The sequence below is a fragment of the Stenotrophomonas sp. Br8 genome, assembly GCF_014763005.1.
Taxonomy (GTDB): domain Bacteria; phylum Pseudomonadota; class Gammaproteobacteria; order Xanthomonadales; family Xanthomonadaceae; genus Stenotrophomonas; species Stenotrophomonas lactitubi.
This window is the reverse complement of record NZ_JACGTN010000023.1, coordinates 177,209-197,067: the sequence shown is the minus strand read 5'-3', so window position 1 is coordinate 197,067 and position 19,859 is coordinate 177,209. Positions and strand designations below refer to the sequence as shown.

The 19,859-nt window shown below is 66.7% G+C and carries 14 protein-coding genes and 1 tRNA gene; 11 read left to right on the top strand and 4 right to left on the bottom strand.

What is annotated here, in order from left to right; all coding sequences use genetic code 11:
- Nucleotides 1-79 precede the first annotated feature (79 nt).
- From leuS to H3005_RS19190, 8 genes are all read left to right on the top strand, one after another.
- Nucleotides 80-2,845, top strand: a complete 2,766-nt coding sequence (gene leuS / locus H3005_RS19225; protein WP_191078796.1) for a leucine--tRNA ligase — start codon at nt 80-82, stop codon at nt 2,843-2,845.
- 139 nt (nt 2,846-2,984) lie between these two features.
- A complete protein-coding gene (lptE, locus tag H3005_RS19220; protein ID WP_089236377.1) occupies nt 2,985-3,560 on the top strand; it encodes an LPS assembly lipoprotein LptE in 576 nt (191 codons plus the stop codon).
- A 12-nt stretch (nt 3,561-3,572) separates the two neighbouring features.
- Entirely contained in the window at nt 3,573-4,610 is a 1,038-nt protein-coding gene (gene holA, locus H3005_RS19215) for a DNA polymerase III subunit delta (RefSeq protein ID WP_191078795.1), read from the top strand.
- Nucleotides 4,611-4,613: 3 nt separating this feature from the next.
- Nucleotides 4,614-5,276, top strand: coding sequence for a nicotinate-nucleotide adenylyltransferase (gene nadD / locus H3005_RS19210; RefSeq protein ID WP_191078794.1), 663 nt, complete (start codon nt 4,614-4,616; stop codon nt 5,274-5,276).
- Nucleotides 5,277-5,334: 58 nt separating this feature from the next.
- Nucleotides 5,335-5,748 (top strand): ribosome silencing factor, encoded by a 414-nt coding sequence (gene rsfS, locus H3005_RS19205; protein WP_089236374.1) that lies wholly within the window; start codon nt 5,335-5,337, stop codon nt 5,746-5,748.
- 63 nt (nt 5,749-5,811) lie between these two features.
- Complete coding sequence (rlmH, locus tag H3005_RS19200) at nt 5,812-6,282, top strand: 23S rRNA (pseudouridine(1915)-N(3))-methyltransferase RlmH (protein WP_025879294.1); 471 nt, start codon at nt 5,812-5,814, stop codon at nt 6,280-6,282.
- A 22-nt stretch (nt 6,283-6,304) separates the two neighbouring features.
- Nucleotides 6,305-6,381 (top strand) — tRNA-Asn (locus H3005_RS19195).
- Between the two features lie 159 nt (nt 6,382-6,540).
- Complete coding sequence (locus H3005_RS19190) at nt 6,541-7,500, top strand: alpha/beta hydrolase (RefSeq protein ID WP_191078793.1); 960 nt, start codon at nt 6,541-6,543, stop codon at nt 7,498-7,500.
- Between the two features lie 49 nt (nt 7,501-7,549).
- Here H3005_RS19190 and arcD read toward each other — a convergent pair whose 3' ends face one another.
- The 4 genes from arcD to H3005_RS19170 form a co-directional block, all read right to left on the bottom strand.
- Complete coding sequence (gene arcD / locus H3005_RS19185) at nt 7,550-8,971, bottom strand: arginine-ornithine antiporter (protein WP_191078792.1); 1,422 nt, start codon at nt 8,969-8,971, stop codon at nt 7,550-7,552.
- Between the two features lie 109 nt (nt 8,972-9,080).
- Nucleotides 9,081-11,891, bottom strand: a complete 2,811-nt coding sequence (locus H3005_RS19180; protein WP_191078791.1) for a TonB-dependent receptor — start codon at nt 11,889-11,891, stop codon at nt 9,081-9,083.
- 216 nt (nt 11,892-12,107) lie between these two features.
- A complete protein-coding gene (locus H3005_RS19175) occupies nt 12,108-12,758 on the bottom strand; it encodes an energy transducer TonB (protein ID WP_100553161.1) in 651 nt (216 codons plus the stop codon).
- A gap of 221 nt (nt 12,759-12,979) precedes the next feature.
- The gene (locus tag H3005_RS19170) at nt 12,980-13,717 is read right to left on the bottom strand and encodes an SIMPL domain-containing protein (RefSeq protein ID WP_100553160.1); all 738 of its coding nucleotides are present in this window, start codon (nt 13,715-13,717) and stop codon (nt 12,980-12,982) included.
- A 130-nt stretch (nt 13,718-13,847) separates the two neighbouring features.
- Here H3005_RS19170 and H3005_RS19165 point away from each other — a divergent pair, with 130 nt between their 5' ends.
- The 3 genes from H3005_RS19165 to H3005_RS19155 are packed head-to-tail and all read left to right on the top strand — an operon-like array spanning nt 13,848 to nt 19,833.
- A complete protein-coding gene (locus H3005_RS19165) occupies nt 13,848-14,456 on the top strand; it encodes a Maf family nucleotide pyrophosphatase (RefSeq protein WP_191078790.1) in 609 nt (202 codons plus the stop codon).
- Nucleotides 14,449-15,936, top strand: a complete 1,488-nt coding sequence (gene rng, locus H3005_RS19160) for a ribonuclease G (RefSeq protein ID WP_108265705.1) — start codon at nt 14,449-14,451, stop codon at nt 15,934-15,936. The genes H3005_RS19165 and rng overlap by 8 nt, the downstream gene beginning before the upstream one ends.
- A 30-nt stretch (nt 15,937-15,966) precedes the next feature.
- Nucleotides 15,967-19,833, top strand: coding sequence for a YhdP family protein (locus H3005_RS19155; RefSeq protein WP_191078789.1), 3,867 nt, complete (start codon nt 15,967-15,969; stop codon nt 19,831-19,833).
- Nucleotides 19,834-19,859: the final 26 nt, after the last annotated feature.

Here is a 19,859-nt window from a genome sequence, read left to right as displayed (position 1 = left end):
CCGGCCCGGCAGGCAGGATTGGAGCCATTTGCCGCACTGCGGTACGCTGTACCGCTTTGCCGCCGCAACCGCGTGTTACATGACCAGCGTCGAACCCAACGTTTACGATCCGCAGCAGGTTGAATCCGCCGCCCAGCAGTACTGGGATGCTACCCGTGCCTTCGAGGTCGATGAAGCCTCGGACAAGCCGAAGTACTACTGCCTGTCGATGCTTCCGTATCCGTCCGGTGCGCTGCACATGGGCCACGTGCGCAACTACACGATCGGCGACGTGATCAGCCGCTACAAGCGCATGACCGGCCACAACGTGCTGCAGCCGATGGGCTGGGACGCGTTCGGCCTGCCGGCGGAAAACGCCGCGATCAAGAACAAGACCGCACCGGCCGCCTGGACCTACAAGAACATCGACCACATGCGCAGCCAGCTGCAGTCGCTGGGCTATGCGATCGACTGGTCGCGCGAGTTCGCCACCTGCCGCCCGGACTATTACGTCCACGAGCAGCGCATGTTCACCCGCCTGATGCGCAAGGGCCTGGCCTATCGCCGCAACGCGGTGGTGAACTGGGACCCGGTCGACCAGACCGTGCTGGCCAACGAGCAGGTCATCGACGGCCGTGGCTGGCGCTCCGGCGCGCTGGTGGAAAAGCGCGAGATCCCGCAGTGGTTCCTGCGCATCACCGACTACGCCCAGGAACTGCTGGATGGCCTGGATGAGCTGGACGGCTGGCCGGACTCGGTCAAGACCATGCAGCGCAACTGGATCGGTCGCTCCGAAGGCCTGGAAATCCAGTTCGACGTGCGTGACGTCGATGGCACCGCACTGGATCCGCTGCGCGTGTTCACCACCCGCCCGGATACCGTGATGGGCGTGACCTTCGTGTCGATCGCGGCCGAGCACCCGCTGGCCCTGCATGCGGCGAAGAACAACCCGGAGCTGGCGGAAAAGCTCGCCGATTTCAAGCAGGGCGGCGTGTCTGAGGCGGAGTTGGAGACTCAGGCTAAAAGAGGCGTCAACACTGGGCTGAAGGCAATTCACCCTGTAACCGGCGACCCGATTTCAATTTGGGTCGCGAATTTTGTGCTGATGGGGTACGGGACCGGTGCAGTGATGGCGGTTCCGGCACATGATCAGCGGGATCATGAGTTCGCCATTGGCGTCACCAACAGCCGCATCAAGTATGTCGTGGCTCCGGCCGCCTGGATTGAGAGCTGGGCGCACATCAAGGCCAAGTTGAAGAGCGCTTGGGTTGGTTGCCCCGATTACCCCGCAGATCTTGACGATATCAACGCAGCACTGTCGGCAGCGCAGTCCATGGTTGATTCAAGCCAGCTGCAGGATGAAATCGCTGCATTCGCCGAGCATCTCCGGCTGCCGTATCTGGAAAAGGACGGGCAGCTGGTCAATTCGGCAGAGTTCGACGGCCTGGACTTCCAGGGTGCCTTCGAGGCGCTGGCCGAACGGTTCGAGCGCAAGGCCCAGGGCCAGCGCCGGGTGAACTACCGCCTGCGCGACTGGGGCGTGAGCCGCCAGCGCTACTGGGGTTGCCCGATTCCGGTGATCTACTGCGACAAGTGTGGCGCGGTGCCGGTGCCGGAAGACCAGCTGCCGGTGGTGCTGCCGGAAGACGTGGCGTTCGCCGGCACCGGTTCGCCGATCAAGACCGATCCGGAATGGCGCAAGACCACCTGCCCGGAATGCGGTGGCGCGGCCGAGCGTGAGACCGACACCTTCGATACCTTCATGGAGTCGAGCTGGTACTACGCCCGCTACACTTCGCCGGGTGCCCGCGATGCGGTCGACAAGCGCGGCAACTACTGGTTGCCGGTGGACCAGTACATCGGTGGCATCGAGCACGCGATCCTGCACCTGATGTATTTCCGCTTCTACCACAAGCTGCTGCGCGACGCGCGGATGGTGGACAGCAACGAGCCTGCGCGCAACCTGCTGTGCCAGGGCATGGTGATCGCAGAGACCTACTACCGCCCGAACCCGGACGGCTCGAAGGACTGGATCAACCCGGCCGATGTGGAAGTGCAGCGCGACGAGCGCGGCCGCATCACCGGCGCCACGCTGATCGCCGACGGCCAGCCGGTGGTGGTCGGCGGTACCGAGAAGATGTCCAAGTCGAAGAACAACGGCGTGGACCCGCAGGCGATGGTCGGCAAGTACGGCGCCGACACCGTGCGCCTGTTCTCGATGTTCGCTGCACCGCCGGAACAGTCACTGGAGTGGAACGAAGCCGGCGTGGACGGCATGGCCCGCTTCCTGCGCCGCCTGTGGGCACAGGTGCAGAAGCACGCTGCCGACGGTGCCGCACCGGTGCTCGACGCGGCCGCGCTGGATGCCAGCCAGAAGGCCCTGCGCCGCAAGACCCACGAGACCATCGGCAAGGTCGGTGACGACTACGGCCGTCGTCACAGCTTCAACACCGCCATTGCCGCGGTGATGGAGCTGATGAACGCGCTGGCCAAGTTCGAGGACGGCAGTGAACAGGGGCGCGCCGTGCGCCAGGAAGCACTGCAGGCCATCGTGCTGCTGCTCAACCCGATCACCCCGCACGCCAGCCACGCCCTGTGGCAGGTGCTGGGCCATGGCGAAACGCTGCTGGAAGACCAGCCGTTCCCGCAGGCCGACAGCAGCGCGCTGGTACGCGACGCGCTGACCCTGGCGGTGCAGGTCAACGGCAAGCTGCGTGGCACCATCGAGGTGGCCGCCGATGCCGCGCGTGAGCAGATCGAAGCGCTGGCCCTGGCCGAGCCGAACGCGGCCAAGTTCCTGGAAGGCCTGACGGTGCGCAAGATCATCATCGTCCCCGGCAAGATCGTGAACATCGTCGCTGCCTGATGTACCTGGCACCGGCCGCCATCCTGGTGGCCGGTGCGTTGTCGCCACGCCGGGCGTGCCCGGCCGATGGCCCTGCGTTCACGCGGCCTCGGGCACCCTGTCTGTTGCCGTGATCGCCCGGCTCCGCCAGACTGTCTCCATGACCCGAATCCTGCTTGCCCTCGTTCTCGTCCTCGGCCTCGCCGGCTGTGGTTTCCACCTGCGCAACAAGCTGATGCTGCCGACCGACACGGCGCCGGTGAAGGTGGTGTCCACCGCGCCCTACAGCGAGCTGGTCAAGCTGTTGAACCGCAGCCTGCTGGCCTCCGGTGCGCGCTTGGCCGATGAGGACAGCAAGGGCCCCAATGCCCAGCTGCAGGTCCTGTCCGAACGCTGGGGCGACCTGCCCATCGCGATCGACTCGCAGGGCCGCGCGCAGGAATACAGCCTGCGCTATGCGGTGATCTTCATCTTCCGCCGCGAAGACGGCAGCGAGCTGGTGCCGCAGCAGGTGATCGAACTGTCGCGCGACTACGTGTCGCCGCCGACCGACGCCACCGGTACCACCACCGAACGCGAGATCCTGGCCGATGAACTGCGCCGGGAAATGTCCGCCTCGATCATCCGCCGCATCGACAGCGTGGTCCGCGCCGAGCTGGAAAAGGGCGGCAGCCTGTCGGCGCCGAAGCCGGTCGAGCACGATCCGGTCGAGCCCGCACCCGCCGTCAAGCACTGAGCCGGGCGCCTGATGGAACTGCGACCGGAACAGCTGGCCGGGCAGGGCGCTGACACGGCGCTGGCGCCGGTCTATCTGATCGCCGGTCCGGAAACACTGCGTGTGCTGGAGGCAGCCGACGCCGTGCGTGCCCGCGCACGCGCGGCCGGCATCGACGAGCGCGAAGTGTTCGACGCCGATGGCCGCGATTTCGACTGGAACCAGCTCGACGCCAGTTTTCACGCCCCCAGCCTGTTCAGTGCCCGCCGCCTGGTGGAAGTGCGCCTGCCCAGTGGCAAGCCGGGCAAGGAAGGTGGCGAGGTGATCAGCCAGTTCTGCGCCAATCCGGCACCGGACGTGATCCTGATGATCACCACCAATGAATGGAGCAAGGCCCACCAGGGCAAATGGGCCGAGGCGGTGAACCGTGTCGGCGTGTTGTCGGTGGCCTGGGCGATCAAGCCACATGAGCTGCCGGACTGGATCGAACGGCGCCTGCGCAGCAGAAGCCTGCGTGCCGAACCTGCCGCCGTGCAGCGCCTGGCCGAGCGCGTGGAAGGCAATCTGCTGGCCGCAGCGCAGGAGATCGACAAGCTGGCGTTGCTGGCCGATGGCCAGACCCTGGACGTGGAACGGATGGAATCGCTGGTGGCTGATGCCGCCCGCTACGACGTGTTCCGGCTGGTGGAGGCGACGTTCTCCGGCCAGCCACAGGCCGTGCTGAGGATGCTGGCCGGGTTGCGCGGCGAGGGCGAGGCCGTGGCCGCGCTGATGCCGATCGTGATCCGCGAACTGCTGGCCGGTGCCGGCCTGGCACGGGTACAGGCACGTGGCGGCAATCTGGCTGCGGAGATGAAATCCCGCGGTATCTGGGAATCGCGGCAGGCACCCTACAAGCGTGCGCTGCAGCGGCATCCGGAAGGCAAGCGCTGGGAGCGTTTCGTGGCCGAAGCAGGGCTGGTCGACCGCATCGCCAAGGGGCGCGCCGACGGCGATGCCTGGCTCGCGCTTGAGCGCCTGCTGGTGGCGGTGTCCGAGGCGCGCGCAGTGCGGCTGCTCGCCCGGGCCTGATCCATGAGCCTGCGGATCTATTACGGGGGCACCTTCGACCCGGTGCATCTGGGCCATCTGGCGATCGCGCGCGCTGCGCGCGATGAACTGCAGGTGGCGGTGCGCATGCTGCCTGCCGCCGATCCGCCACACCGCGCGGTGCCGGGCGCGACCGCCGAACAACGCTGCACCATGCTCGGCCTGGCCATCGGCGATGAGCCGGGCCTGCTGCTGGACCGCCGTGAGCTGGATCGGGCCGCGCGCTTTCCCGGCAGGCCGTCCTATACCGTCGATACCCTGCGCGAACTGCGGGCTGAACTCGGCCCCAGCCGCCCGCTGGCGTGGCTGGTGGGGGCCGACAGCCTGCTGGGCCTGCCCAGTTGGCATGAGTGGCAGTCGCTGTTCGGGCTGGCCCATTTCATCGTCGCCGAGCGTCCGGGCAGTCCGTTGCGGGCCAGCGTCGACGGCGCGCTGGGTCAGACCGAGGGGCGCTGGGCCGACAACGAGCAGGCGCTGTTTGCCAGCCCGGCCGGCCGCATCCTGCGCCTGCACCACCCGCTGCGCGAGGAATCGGCCAGTGCCGTGCGCACCCAGATCGCCGCGGGCGGCCCCTGGCGGGCCATGCTGGCGCCGGCGGTGGCCGACTATGTTTCTGGCCACGGCCTGTACCGCTCTGCCACCTCGTGAATACGGTTGCCGCGCTGTGGCCGTATAATCGCCCCCACGTTTATCGAGTCGACCCGCTTTGAGCAACCAGACCCAGCCCCAGACCATCAAGGTCGATCTGCCCAGCCCCGCGCCCTCCGTGCCGGAACTGCTGGCCAGCGTCCGTCAAGCCACCGAAGACCTGAAGGCCAAGGACCCGGTCGAGATCGACGTACGCGGCAAGTCCAGCGTCGCCGACTACATGGTGGTCGTGTCGGGTACTTCGACCCGCCATGTGAAGTCCATCGCCGACGAGGTCGTGCGCTTCGCCAAGAAGATCGACGTCATGCCGCTGGGTGTTGAAGGCGAGCGTGAAGCCGAATGGGTGCTGGTCGACCTCGGTGACGTCATCGTGCACGTGATGCTGCCGCGCGTGCGCGAGTTCTATGCGCTCGAGCGCCTGTGGACCGTTGGCGACCAGCCGCCGTCCTACGACGACGACGAAGTGGCCTGAGCCATTCGTTGATGCGGTTTTCGACGGCGCCGATGGCGCCGTCGACGTTTTGGAGGAATGTTGATGAAAGCCCGCCTGATCGCCACCGGCGAACGCGCGCCCAGTTGGGTGGCGCAGGGGTTTGCCGAGTACCAGAAGCGGCTCTCGCACTGGTTGCCCTTCGAGCTGGTGGAGATCGAGCCCGGCCTGCGCGGCAAAGGGCGGGACGCACGTCGCGCCACCGAAGACGAAGGCAAACGCGTGATCGCTGCGTTGCCGAAGAATGCCTATGTCGTTGCACTGGACGTGCCGGGCCGCCAGCTCAGTTCCGAACAGCTGGCACAGCGCCTGGAACACTGGCGCGGACAGGGCAGGGACCTGGCGTTCCTGATTGGCGGGCCGGAAGGCCATTCGCCGGAAGTGTCTGCATTGGCCGATGAAAAGTGGTCGATCGGCCCGCTGACGCTGCCGCACATGCTGGTGCGGCTGGTGGTGGCCGAGCAGTTGTATCGCGCCGCTGCGATGTTGGCCAATCACCCCTACCATCGCGCGTGAAGAGTCGTTATACTGGCGGTCTGCCCGAATAGCTCAGCCGGTTAGAGCACTTGACTGTTAATCAGGGGGTCGTTGGTTCGAGTCCAACTTCGGGCGCCACTTTCAAGAGGCCTGCATCGCAAGATGCAGGCCTTTTTTGTTGCGTCGTGCCGTGCAGTCGCGTGCGGCGGTAGATCCACGCCATGCGTGGATGCATTGCGCGCGATCTTTCGAGCGGACTCGGCTCTACACTGCAGGTCCATCACGTGGATGTTGACGATGCGCGCGTTTCGCTTTGCATTTCTCCTGCTGATGGTCCTGCTGCCATTTACCGCATCAGCCGCAGCGCCAACCAACTGGCAACCGCCGGCCGGTACCACTGAATTTCCTCTCTGGCCCGACGGCCAGGTGATGGCGCCGCCGAAGCTGAAAGGCACCGAACAGGTCAGCGAAACCGTCTCCAAGGCCAGTGGCGAGCACTGGATGATGCTGCAGAACGTAGCCGTGCCCACGCTCACCGTGTTTCCGGCGAAAGGCGCGCCTACCGGCACCGCAGTGATGGTGGTGCCGGGCGGTGGCTACAACGTGCTGGCGATCGACCTGGAAGGCAGCGAGATCTGTGGTTGGCTCACCGCACAAGGCATCACCTGCGCGCTGCTGAAGTATCGCGTACCAGCCTCGGGACCGAACTGGAATCGCGAATGCAACTGCCGCGACATTCCCGCCGTGCCGATGGCATTGCAGGATGCGCAACGGGCAATGGGCCTGCTGCGTGCGCAGGCCGCGCACTGGAACATCGATCCGCAACGGTTGGGCGTGATCGGCTTCTCGGCCGGCGGCCATGTGGTGGCCGGGTTGAGCACGCATGTGCAGCGCAGCTATGCATCGCTGGATGCGGCCGATGCGCAGTCCAGCCGGCCGGACTTTGCGATGCTGCTGTATCCGGGGCATCTCTGGGTACGCAAGGATGATTCGCTGGAAAAAGACATCGTGGTCGATGCCAAGGCACCGCCGACGTTCATCGTGCAGGCCGCCGATGACCCGACGGACGATGTCCGTCATGCATTGACCTATCAGCGCGCACTGATCGAGGCCGGCGTGCCGGTTGAAATGCATCTGTTCGCGCGTGGCGGCCACGCGTTCGGCCTGCGGCTGAAAGATGCGCCGGTGTCGGCATGGCCCAGCCTGGCCGAACGCTGGATGCACGACATCGGCATGCTGACGAAACGTCGGTTGTAGAGCCGAGCCATGCTCGGCTGCCTGCGCGAAGCCGAGCGCGTGCTCGGCTCTACAGCGTCAGCTGGCCTTTCCAGAATGCCACCAGCGTTGTGATCGCCACCACCAGGATCGCGCCGAACAATACCCACTCCCAGCGCGTGAAAATCCGCTCGCCGCGCTGGCGCCGGGTCAACGCGTACAGCACCACGCCCGGCACATACAGCAGCACCGACAGCAGCAGGTTGTCCAGGCCACCGGCATACACCAGCCACAGCGCATAGACGCTGGCCAGCAGTGCGACGATGAAGTCGCGCCAGCGGGCACCGGCCGCGCTGGCGTACGCCTCGCCCTGCCAGGCCAGCTTCACGCCGAACGCGCTGGACAGGAAGTACGGCACCAGGCTCATCGACGCCGCCAGCAGCACCAGGCTTGTGTAGCTGCCCGAATTGAACAGCACCAGCAGCAGGAACAGCTGGATCAGTCCGTTGCTCAGCCACAGCGCATTGGCAGGTACGCCGCGCGCGTTCTCGCGGCCGAGAAATGCCGGCATCGTGCCATCGCCAGCGGCGGCAAACAGCACTTCGGCGCACAGCAGCACCCATGCCAGCAGTGCACCCAGCACCGAGATGATCGAGCCGATGATGATCACCGTTGCGCCCCATTCGCCCACGATCGCACGCAGCACATAGGCCATCGAGGGATTGGGCAGGCCCGCCAGCTCGGCCTGCGACAGCACGCCCATCGACAGCAGGCTGACCAGCACCAGCAGCAGCCACACGCCGATGAAGCCGATCACGGTGGCGCGGCCGACATCGGCGCGTCGTGTGGCCCGGCGCGAGTAGATGCTGGCGCCTTCGATACCGATGAACACCCACACGGTGACCAGCATCATTCCGCGCAGCTGTTGACCCATGTCCCCCAGCGCGGGAGCGCCGAAGAAGTCAGCACGGAACACGTCCATGCGGAATGCACCGGCCGCCAGAACCAGGAACAGCGCGATCGGCACCAGCTTGGCCACGGTGACCAGGCCATTGATGATCGCGGCGGTACGCAGGCCGCGCAGCACCAGCAGGTGCACGGTCCACAGCAACACGGACGATGCGGCGATGGCGGCCGGTGTATTGCCTTCACCGAACACCGGCGCGAAGTGGCCGATGCCGCTGAAGATCAGCACGAAGAAGCTGGCGTTGCCGAGCACCGAAGCGACCCAGTAGCCCCAGGCCGCAGAGAAGCCGATGTAGTTGCCGAAGCCTGCGCGCGCATACGCATAGATGCCGGTGTCCAGGTCGGGGCGACGATTGGCCAGGGCCTGGAACACGAAGGCGAGCATCAGCATGCCGGCACCGCTCACTGCCCAGCCGATCAGTGCGGCGGCCGGGCCGGCGCTGCGCGCCACGTTCTGCGGCAGCGAGAAGATGCCGGCGCCGACCATCGAACCGACCACCAGTGCGGTCAGTGCGGCCAGGCCAAGGCGTTGGTTGGAAGAGGGCATCACGTGCGCTGCAGCTGTCCGGGGTGCCCATGATGGACGCTGTCGCGTGCGGAAAAAAGCAAAGGCCCGGGCGAGAGCCCGGGCCTTTGCGGGTGACGCTGCAGCAGGATTACTTGAACGTGTACTTGGCACCGACGGTGAAGTAACGGCCCAGCGCACCGGAGAAGTGCATCGGGTTGTAGTTCACGCCGCCGTAGGTGGTCGGATCGAGCGGGGCGATACGGTCGAACACGTTGGCCACCGAGGCATTGAGCTCGAAGGCTTCGGTGATGTTCCAGCGACCGGACAGATCGAAGGTGGTGAACGAAGAGATCTTCTTCACCGGCGTTCCATCTTCATAGAACGCCTGATACGTGCCGCCGCGCTTGTCGGTGTTGTCCATCTTGCCGATGTAGTTGGCAATGCCGCTGACGCTCCAAGGTCCCTGTCGCCAGGTGGTACCGAAGTTGATCTTGTCCTTCGGGGTGCCGATGCAGTTGGTGACGTCGCAATTGCCGTGGGTGCCGGCATAGTCGACAGTCTCATCGCCTTCGGTACGCTCGAACTTCAGGACGTGGCTCCACTGCAGGTCCATTTCCAGCTGGCCCGGACCGATGTCGAAGGTCTGGCGGATATCGGTATCGATGCCGCGAACACGTGAAGAGTTGGCATTCACGTAGGCCGTGTTGACCGCGAGGATGTTGCCGCTGTTGGGAACGCCGCCGATGTTGTTGATGTCACGCACCACATTGCCGGCCCGGATCGCTGCCGTCGTGCTGCCCTGGGCGATTTCGTTGGTGCGCTTGATCTGCCACGCATCGACGGTCAACGAGGTCGAGGACGTCGGCTGCAGCACGATGCCCACCGAGTAACTCTTGGATTCCTCCGGCTTCAGATCCTTGTTCGGGCGGGTGATGATCGCTACCGTACGGGCGGTACATTCGCCGGCGTCGATGGCGCAACGAACCGGGTCGGATGCGTTCGAGAATGCAGCCAGGCCACCGTCACCATTTTCGGCAGGGTTCGGTGCGCGGAAGCCTTCAGCATAGCTGGCACGCAGTGCGATCCAGTCGGCAGGAGTCCACTTCACGCCGAGCTTCGGCGTGGCCTTGCCTTCACCGCTTTCGTACTTGTCGTATCGCAGGGCACCAGACAGTTCCAGCTGTTCCAGCACCGGTGCGGACAGTTCGACGTAACCGGCATACACGTTCTGGGTGCCGTCGTAGGCCGAGTAACCCAGACCGATGATGTCACCCGTGTCGGTGTAGGTCTGCGGGGTCAGGCTGTTGCTGGTCTTGCGCCATTCCGTGCCGATTGCCAGGCCCAGTGGACCACCCTTCAGGTCCATCAGGCTGCGCGACACGGTGAAGTCGAACATGTCCAGGCCGGATTTCGCACGGGCGCTGATGGTTGGTGAGATGTAGTCGTACAACGCCTGCGAATTCAGATTGGCATTGTCGCCGATGCGCCACACGCCACCTGCGCAGTTCGGATTGCCCAGCGCGCACTGCACGGCGCTGTAGCGCAGGAAACCAGTGCGCTTGTTGACCAGGTCGGTCGCCGAATGCAGGTAGGCGGTGTCGTAGCTCCAGTCACCCCAGTTGCCCTTGACGCCCACCAGGAAGCGGTTGAACTCGTTGGTGTTGTTGGTCACGCGCGGACCGACATCCCACGCCGAATAGCGCAGCCTGGAGGCCTGGCCGGGAATCGGGTTGTCAGGATGGTTCGGGCCGAGCACGGTGGCTTTGGAGCCACTGTTCGCGGTGACGACGCCGCCTGGATAGCCCCAGGTACCCGCGGCGCCTGACGGGGTGTTGCTGAAGATCGTTTCCTTCTTCGAGTAGCCGATCTCCGTGTAGATCTCGCCGCCTTCGCCGAAAGCGAAGCTGGCACGGCCGAACACGTTGATGTACTTCTCTTCAGGAGTCAGGTCGCGATACTGCTGCGCCGGATCCCACAGGCAGCCTTGCGCCTGCGCGCTTGCATCCGTCTGGCCCGGAATGGTGGTGAGGTTCGCGCAGCCCGGCAGCGCAACCAGGAAGGCAGGATTGTCCTTGGTTACATTGCGGTCGTCGAAGACCGAACCATTGGGGCCGACGCCGCCTGCCGTGCCCTTGGATAGATACGCGCCGCCCAGGAACTGCGAGTCGGCTGCGTCGTAGCCCCACGGGCGGGTATCGCCGGTACCGATCCACTTGCGGTTCTTGCGGTCGCTGATCTTGATGGCATCGGTCTTGCCGACGTCCAGGCTGAAGAATGCGTTCCAGCCATCGGTAGCCAGATCGCCGGTACCGGCGGTCAGGGTGGCCTTCTTTGCATCGCCATCGCCATCACCGGAGGTGCCGTAGGAGGCACGCAGGATCGCGCCCTGGAAGTCGCTGCGCAGGATGATGTTGACCACGCCGGCGATGGCATCGGAACCATAGATCGCCGAGGCGCCGTCCTTCAGTACTTCCACGCGCTCGACGGCATCGAGGGGGATGGTGCTGAGGTCGGTGAACACCTTCTGGCCGTCATCGGCCAGGCCGTAGGTGGCCATGCGGCGGCCGTTCAACAGCACCAGCGTCGAGCCGGCACCGAGGCCGCGCAGCGAAATGCCGGCGCCGCCACCGGCGAAGCCGTTGCCGAAGGTCTTGGGGATGGAGCCGGCGCCATCGGCGGTGATGGTCTGCAGGTACTCGGCAAGTGTGGTCTTGCCGGTGCGATCGATCTCCTGGCGGGTTACCACCTGCACCGGCGACGGTGTCTCGGTGTTGGTGCGCGGGATGTTCGAACCGGTGACCGTGATCCGGTCAAGGTTGGTGGCCTGTTCCTGTGCGAATGCAGGGGAGGAGGCCACGGCGCCGGCGAGCAGCAGGGCGCCGCCGGTGAGGATATGGGTGATGGATGTTGCCAGGTGGTTGCGGCGGCGGCTGGCGGGCCGTTGGATCGGGTGTTTCACAGCTTCTCTCCTGACTGGAAAACTCGAGCATTGAGGGCTGTCTCCGGTGTGTCCCGGGACGCGTCAATCTAGGTTTCCGGCAGGTGACGGAGGTGTGAAGTTTTACTAAATTCGTAACGGTTTTCCAACGAAGTTCAAATAACCGGGCAGATTGGCCCTGTTCCGGCCCATTCACCGTTGTGGCCGGCCCGGCGCACTGCCGGGCCGGCCTCTGACTCAGTCGGGCAGGGAGAACTGGACTGGCACCATGCCGATGGCCGGAACGGCCATGCCATCACGCTCGGCCGGCACGAAACGCCAGTGGCGCAGCACCTGCTGGCGCGCGGCCTGGTCCAGGCTGCGCGAGCCGCTGCTGCGTTCGATGCTGACATTCACCGGCTGCCCGCTGGGGTCCACCTCCACCCGCAGCAGCACCGTGCCCTGCTCGTGGTTGCGCAGCGCCTGGATCGGGTAGCTGGGCGGCGGGTTGCTGCGGTACTGCAGCTGGGCACCGGCCAACGGCGTGGACGGGGCGATCGTCGGCGCCGTCTGCACCACTGTCGGCTCGGCCGCTGGCAGGATGATGCCCTGGGCCTCCTCAACGGTGGCGGTAGGCGTCGGCAGCGGTGCGGGCACCGGCGTGGCCTGCCGCTTGTGCACCACCTCCACCTTTTCGGGTTCGGTCGGCAGCGGTACCGGCGGCTTCGGGTCTTCCTTCGGAATGAACCGGATCGTGGTCTGGTCGCGGGGAAGTGCGGTGACGGCCTGGTAGGTCGCCGGAATCAGCAACATCAGGAACGCAAGCAGATGCAGGGCGATGGCCGCACTCCAGGCGGCAACGCGGGCAGGATCGAAGTGCAGGGGTACTACGGGATACGTACGAACCATGGTCCACCTCCATGCCAGTGTCGAAGTCCTCAACGCACCAGGGCCGCCATCGGGGTTGCCGCACGCGGCTGGCAGTCAATCATTAGCGCGCCGCCTCTACCACTGCCTAGAGGCAGGGGCGGCAGCGTTGAGCTGGCCTTCATCTAGCGGGGCGGGCACGGCGACGACGGAAACGAAAACGGCGCCCCGCAGGGCGCCGTTGCAGGAAGCGGGCAGGGGCTTCAGCGGCCCAGTTCGAACACCACGTCCAGGTTGACCGAGACGGTCGACTCACCCGGGGCGACCGGGGTGGCCTTGTCCATCGCCGCGCCCGCTGCCATCGATCGCATCATCATCGGCGGGCGGAAACCGCCACCAGCGTTCTCGGAGATGCTGACAATACGGCGCACCTGCAGGCCAAGCGACTTCGCATAGGTCTGGGCGCGGGCCTGGGCCTTCTTCAGTGCCGCCAGGCGGGCTTCGTCATAGACCGGTTCGGGCTGGTCGATCTCGAACTGCGGGCCGTTGATCTGGTTGGCGCCCTGCGCGGCCAGCGCGTCCAGCACCTTGCCGAGCTTGGCGATGTCGCGGACCTTCAGGCTGACGGTGTTGCTGGCCTGGTAGCCGGTGATCTTCGGTGCTTCGTTGTCGGCGTAACGGTACTGCGGGTTGAGGCTGACGCCGCTGGTCTGCACGTCGCGCTCGGCGATGCCGGCGGCCTTGATCGCGGCCAGTACCTTGTCCATCTGCTGGGCGTTCTGGCGCATCGCGCTGTTGCCGTCGGCGGCCTGGGTGACCACGCCGGCCGACAGGGTGGCGACGTCCGGCACGCGGGTGGCTTCGGCGTTGGCCGAGATGTTCAGCAGCGTGCCTTCGGCCGCTGCGGCGATCGACGGCGACGACGGGTCGGCATGGGCGGTCATCGAAGCTCCAAGAGCGAGGGACAGGGCAAGCAGCAGCGGGGTGGCGGTGCGGCGCATGGGATCTCCTTGTTGTGGCGGTGAGGGTGGTGTCGTAGCGATGAACGCGCTGTGAGTCCGTTCGGGGTTGCAGGCGCCGGGGAAGGATTGTCCGACGATTCAGGTACCGGCGTCAGGTTATGCTGTGTCGATGCTCTATCTTGCTTCCCGCTCCCCCCGACGCAACCAGCTGCTGGCCCGACTCGGACGCCCTTTCCAGGCCTTGGACCTGGAGGTCGTCGAGCAGCGCGCGGCCTCTGAAAGTGCCCAGGACTATGTGTGCCGGGTCGCCGCCGACAAGGCGCGCGCCGGCCTGGCGCGGGTGCTGGCCGAGGACCCGCAGGCACGGGTGCTGGGCTCGGATACCGAAGTGGTGCTCGATGGCGACGTGTTCGGCAAGCCGGTCGACGCCGCCGACGCGCGGGCCATGCTGGCGCGGCTGGCCGGGCGCACCCATCAGGTGATGACCGCCGTGGTAGTGGTGGGCGCGCAGGGGCTGGACAGCGAACTGGTCGTTTCCGAGGTCACCTTCGCCGCGATCGATGCGGCCGACATCGCCGCCTACGTCGCCACCGGCGAGCCGCTGGACAAGGCGGGCGCCTATGCCATCCAGGGCGGCGCCGAGCGCTGGATCGAACACCTTTCCGGCAGCTACTCCGGCGTCATGGGGCTGCCGTTGCTGCATACCGATCGTCTGCTGGCCCGCTGCGGCGTGCTGGCCCCAACTGCTGATGCCGCCAGGGAGGCTGCCGATGTCTGAGGAAATCCTGGTCAATGTGACCCCGCGCGAAACCCGGGTCGCGGTGATCGAGAACGGCATGCTGCAGGAACTGCACATCGAGCGCGGTTGGCGCCGGGGTGTGGTCGGCAACATCTACAAGGGCAAGGTGCAGCGGGTCATGCCGGGCATGCAGGCGGCCTTCGTCGAAGTGGGGCTGGACCGCGCCGCGTTCCTGCACGCCAACGACGTGGTGCGGCCGGCGCCGGTGGCCAGTGCCGATACCGAGAACACGACCCTGCCGCCGCCGTCCAGCGTGCCGATCGTGGAACTGTTGCGCGACGGCCAGGACATCGTGGTGCAGGTGGTGAAGGATCCGATCGGGACCAAGGGCGCACGCCTGACCACCCAGATCAGCATCCCCTCGCGCTACATGGTGCTGCTGCCGCAATCGAAGGTGGTGGGCGTGTCGGCGCGTATCGAGGACGAAGGCGAGCGCGCACGGCTGAAGGCGCTGGTGACCGAACTGTCGGCCCAGCACGGCGGCTACGGCTACATCGTGCGCACCAATGCCGAGGGCCAGCCGGCCGAGGCCATCGCCGAAGACATCGCCTACCTGTCACGGGTATGGAACGTGGTCGAGCGTCGCGGCCGCGAGGCGGCGTCGTGCAGCAACATCTATGAAGACCTGAGCCTGCCGCTGCGCTCGGTGCGCGACCTGATCCGCAAGGACGTGGACAAGGTGAAGGTGGACTCGAAGGAGACTTTCGCCCAGCTGCAGGCCTTCGTGGCCAAGTACATGCCGGTGCTGGCCGAGAAGATCGAGCTGTACAGCGGCGATCGTCCGATCTTCGACATGTTCGGGGTCGAGGACGAGATCGGCCGTGCGCTGGACAAGCAGGTACCGCTGAAGTCGGGTGGCTATCTGGTGATCGACCAGACCGAGGCGATGACCACGATCGACGTCAATACCGGCTCGTTCCTCGGCCAGCGCAACCTGGAAGAGACGGTGTTCCGCACCAACCTGGAGGCCGCGCAGGCGGTGGCCAGGCAGCTGCGCCTGCGCAACCTGGGCGGCATCATCATCATCGACTTCATCGACATGGATGACGCCGAGCATCGCCGCCAGGTGCTGCGTACCCTGGAAAAGGCGCTGGCCCGCGACCACGCCAAGACCACGGTGTACGACTTCTCGCCGCTGGGGCTGGTGGAGATGACCCGCAAGCGCACGGTGGAAAGCCTGGAGCGCCAGCTGTCGGAGACCTGCCCGCAGTGCAGTGGCCGCGGCACCATCAAGACCACCGAAACGGTGACCTACGAGATCTTCCGCGAGATCACCCGTGCGGTGCGCCAGTTCGATGCCGCGCGCCTGCTGGTGATCGCCTCCAGCAAGGTGGTGGCGCGGATCACCGATGAGGAATCCACGGCGGTGGCCGAGCTGGAGGAGTTCCTCGGCAAGAGCATCCGCTTCCAGGCGGATGAGCAGTACCTGCAGGAGCAGTTCGATGTTGTTCTGCTCTGATCCAGGCCGACTGTCTGCTTTCGGTGGCCGATGAGCGCGCCGCCGCGCCTGCGACTGCGAAGGATCCGCCGTCATTTCATCGCCGCATGCGCGGTCGGCCTGGTCGGGCTTGCCCTGCTGGTCGGTACCCTCAGCCAGCTGCTGCCGCTGGCTGAGCGCCATCCGGACAGGATCGCGGCCTGGCTGAGCGCGCGCGCCGGACAACCGGTGCGCTTCGAACGCCTGGACACCACCTGGACCCGACGCGGTCCACTGTTGCAGTTGAAGGGCCTGCGCATCGGCGCGGGCCAGGGGCTGGCCATCGGCGAAGCCGAAGTGCTGGTGTCGATGTACAGCGGCCTGTTGCCGGGCCGCTCGCTGACCGAACTGCGCCTGCGCGGCCTGGCACTGGATCTGCAGCAGGCTGCCGATGGGCGCTGGTCGGTGCGTGGCCTGCCGCAGTCCAGTGCTGGCGGCGATCCGTTGGATGCGTTACGCCGGCTGGGCGAACTGCAGGTGATAGGCGGCCGCCTGGGCGTGCATGCACCTGCGCTGGGCGTCGACGCCAACCTGCCACGCATCGATCTGCGCCTGCGCGTGGATGGCGACCGCCTGCGGGTGGGCGTGCGTGCCTGGGCACAGATCGACGCCTTGCCGCTGACGGCGGTGCTGGACCTGGATCGCCAGCGCGGCAACGGCCAGGCCTGGCTCGGTGCCGACCCGATTGATTTCCGCGCCTGGTCGCCGTTGCTGGCGGCCGGTGGCATGCGCCTGCGCGAGGGCAAGGGCGAACTCAACCTGTGGCTGACCCTGCGTGATTTCGCGCCGGTGGCGCTGACCACCGATTCGGACCTGCGCGATCTGCGTATCGAAGGCGCACCGATGCCCGGCATCGCGGGTCCGCAGATGCAGCTGCAACGGCTGCAGGCGCGCCTGCGCTGGCAGCGGACCGCAGACGGGTGGGCGCTGCAGGTGCCGCGCCTGCGCCTGCAGGCCGAGGGCAGCCAGCAGCAGCTGGACGGCCTGCACGTGCGGATGGGCAAGCAGATGCAGGTGCAGGCCGGGGCGGCGCAGGCGGGTCTCGCGCTGCGCGCGCTGGCACTCAGCGACCGGCTGGATGCGGGCCTGCGCCATTGGCTGTACCTGGCCAAGCCGCAGCTGGACGTGGCGCAGCTGCAGGTGCGCGGTCAGCAGGATGGCCCGTTGTGGGTACAGGGCGAGCTGCAGTCGCTGGGCTTTGCCAGCGTTGGCAACTCGCCGGGCCTGCGCGGCCTGGGCGGCCGCTTCGAGGGCGATGCCGATGGCTTCAGCCTGCAGCTGCAGCCGCAACGCCAGCTGCAGTTCGATTGGCCGACCGGTTTCGGTGTGCGCCACGATCTGCATCTGGCCGGGCAGATCGTCGGTTGGCGCGACGAGGCCGGTGGCTGGCGCATCGGCACCCCGGCGATGCGCGTGGAAGGCACCGACTATGCCGCCGACGTGCGCGGTGGCCTCTGGTTCCAGGGCGATGGCACCCGGCCGTGGATGCAGCTGGCGGCCAAGCTGGACGACGTGCCGATGACCGCCGCCAAGCGTTTCTGGATCCATTCCAAAATGAGCAAGGGCGCCACCGACTGGCTGGACATGGCCTTGGCCGGTGGCCAGGTGCGCAACGGCATCGGCCTGGTCAGCGGTGACCTGGACGACTGGCCGTTCGACAACAACGACGGCCGCTTCGAGGCTGCCGGCCACATCACCAACGGTGACATCCGCTTCCAGCATGATTGGCCGCTGATGAGCCAGGTGGACGCCGATGTCGCCTTCATCGGCCCCGGCTTCCACATGCAGGGCCGCGGCGATCTGGCCGGCGTAGCGGTACAGAAGTTCGAAGCCGGCATCCAGGATTTCGGCCAGCAACCCCTGTACGTGCGCGCCGACAGCCAGGGCGATGCCGGCAAGCTGCTGGCTATGCTGCGGCAGAGCCCGCTGCACAAGGAATACGGCGACACCCTGGACAGCCTCGCGGCAAGCGGCCCAGCCAACGTGCATTTCGACCTGCTGCAGCCTCTGCATCATGACCAGGGTGGTGGCCACCTGCAGGGCACGGTGGACCTGGCCGGGCTGAAGCTGGTCGACAAGCGCTTCCAGCTGGAATTCGACAACATGCGCGGGCAGGCCCGCTACAGCAACGCCGGCTTCGCCGCCGAGGAGCTGACCGTGCGCCACCTCGGCCAGGACGGCCGGCTGAGCCTGCGCGCCGGTGGTTTCGTGCGTGACCCCAAGCTGGCCTTCGAATCGGAACTGGCCGCCACGCTCGATGCGGGCGTGCTGATCGACCGCGCACCGGAAATGGCCTGGCTGAAGCCCTACATCAATGGCACCTCGCCGTGGACCATCGCGGTGAACCTGCCGAAGGTCGCACCGGGTGCGCCCGCACCACCAAGCGAGTTGCGCCTGCGCTCGGACCTGGTGGGCACCCGCCTGGACCTGCCGGCACCGCTGCAGAAGCCGGCCAGCGAGCCGCTGCCGACCACCGTGGCCGCGCAGTTGCCGATGGGCGCTGGCCGCATCGACGTGGCATTCGGCCAGCGTCTGGCGCTGGCCGCGCGCAGCCACAACAACCAGACCGGCGTGCAGGTCACCCTGGGCAGCGACCGTGTTGACCGCGAACCGCCGCCCAGCGGGCTGACCATCAATGGCCGCAGCCCGACGCTGGATGCGCTGGAATGGATTGGCCTGGCCCGTGGCGCCGGCGGCGATGGCGATCCGATGCCGCTGCGCGCGGTTGACGTGCAGGTCGGCCAGCTGATGCTGATCGGCGGCGTGTTCGAGCAGACCCGCCTGCAGCTGCACCCCGGCCCGCAGGCGCTGGACGTGCGCCTGGATGGCCCCTCGCTGGCCGGCAAGTTGACCGTACCCAACGCCGATGGCGGCACCATCAGCGGCCAGCTCGAGCGGGTGTACTGGCAATCGTTGCCGACCCTTCCCGGAGCAACCGCGGCACCGGCACGGGTGCAGGCCGGTGCCGACGACATGGACCCGGCCAAGCTGCCGTCGTTCGCGCTGGACATCGCCGACCTGAAGTTCGGCAAGGTCGTGCTGGGCCAGGCAGTGCTGCGCACGCGGCCGGTCGCCAATGGCCTGAGCGTGGAAGAACTGCGCTTCCGTGCCCCCAGCCAGGAGATCGACATCCGCGGCCGTTGGCTCGGCAAGGGCGGCGGCTCGCGCACCGCGCTTGATGCGCAGGTGCGCAGTGAAGACCTCGGCGGGTTGCTGCAGAACCTCGACTACGGCGGCCAGCTGCGCGGCGGCTCCGGCCACGCCCAGCTGCAGGCGTCGTGGCCCGGTGGTCCTTCCGATTTCCAGCTGGGCAACCTGCAGGGCCAGCTCGATGTGAACGCCCGCAATGGCCAGTTGCTGGAGCTGGAACCGGGTGCCGGCCGCGTGCTGGGCCTGCTCAGCGTCGCCCAGCTGCCGCGACGGCTGATGTTCGACTTCCGCGATTTTTTCTCCAAGGGCTTCGCGTTCAACCAGGTCGAGGGCAGCGTGCAGTTCGGCGAGGGCATGGCGCGTACCGACAAGGTGCTGATCGAAGGGCCGGCAGCGAACATCACCATCCGTGGCGAGGCCGACCTGCGCAAGCAGCAGTTCGACCAGACCATCGACGTCAACCCGCGCGCGGGCAACCTGCTCACCGTGGTCGGCGCGGTGGCCGGTGGCCCGGTCGGTGCGGCGCTGGGCGCCGCCACCAATGCGGTATTGTCCAAGCCACTGGGCGAGATCGGCGCCCGCACCTACAAGGTGACCGGCCCGTGGAAGGAGCCCAAGGTGGAAGTGATCGAGCGCAGCCGCGAACGCGCGCCAGCGCCGGCACCGCCGCCGCGCATACAACCATTGCCGGCCGTGCCGCCGACCGTCACCGAACCGCCGCCGCGCTGAGCCCGGCGTCCCCGTTTCCCCGGCGG

Bases quoted from the DNA above. Each gene is read 5' to 3' on its own strand.
- lptE (WP_089236377.1), top strand. From the start codon at position 2,985: ATGACCCGAATCCTGCTTGCCCTCGTTCTCGTCCTCGGCCTCGCCGGC.
- nadD (WP_191078794.1), top strand. From the start codon at position 4,614: ATGAGCCTGCGGATCTATTACGGGGGCACCTTCGACCCGGTGCATCTG.
- H3005_RS19175 (WP_100553161.1), bottom strand. From the start codon at position 12,758: ATGGTTCGTACGTATCCCGTAGTACCCCTGCACTTCGATCCTGCCCGC.
- rng (WP_108265705.1), top strand. From the start codon at position 14,449: ATGTCTGAGGAAATCCTGGTCAATGTGACCCCGCGCGAAACCCGGGTC.
- rlmH (WP_025879294.1), top strand. From the start codon at position 5,812: ATGAAAGCCCGCCTGATCGCCACCGGCGAACGCGCGCCCAGTTGGGTG.
- H3005_RS19155 (WP_191078789.1), top strand. From the start codon at position 15,967: ATGAGCGCGCCGCCGCGCCTGCGACTGCGAAGGATCCGCCGTCATTTC.
- H3005_RS19170 (WP_100553160.1), bottom strand. From the start codon at position 13,717: ATGCGCCGCACCGCCACCCCGCTGCTGCTTGCCCTGTCCCTCGCTCTT.
- holA (WP_191078795.1), top strand. From the start codon at position 3,573: ATGGAACTGCGACCGGAACAGCTGGCCGGGCAGGGCGCTGACACGGCG.
- H3005_RS19190 (WP_191078793.1), top strand. From the start codon at position 6,541: ATGCGCGCGTTTCGCTTTGCATTTCTCCTGCTGATGGTCCTGCTGCCA.
- leuS (WP_191078796.1), top strand. From the start codon at position 80: ATGACCAGCGTCGAACCCAACGTTTACGATCCGCAGCAGGTTGAATCC.
- H3005_RS19165 (WP_191078790.1), top strand. From the start codon at position 13,848: ATGCTCTATCTTGCTTCCCGCTCCCCCCGACGCAACCAGCTGCTGGCC.
- arcD (WP_191078792.1), bottom strand. From the start codon at position 8,971: ATGCCCTCTTCCAACCAACGCCTTGGCCTGGCCGCACTGACCGCACTG.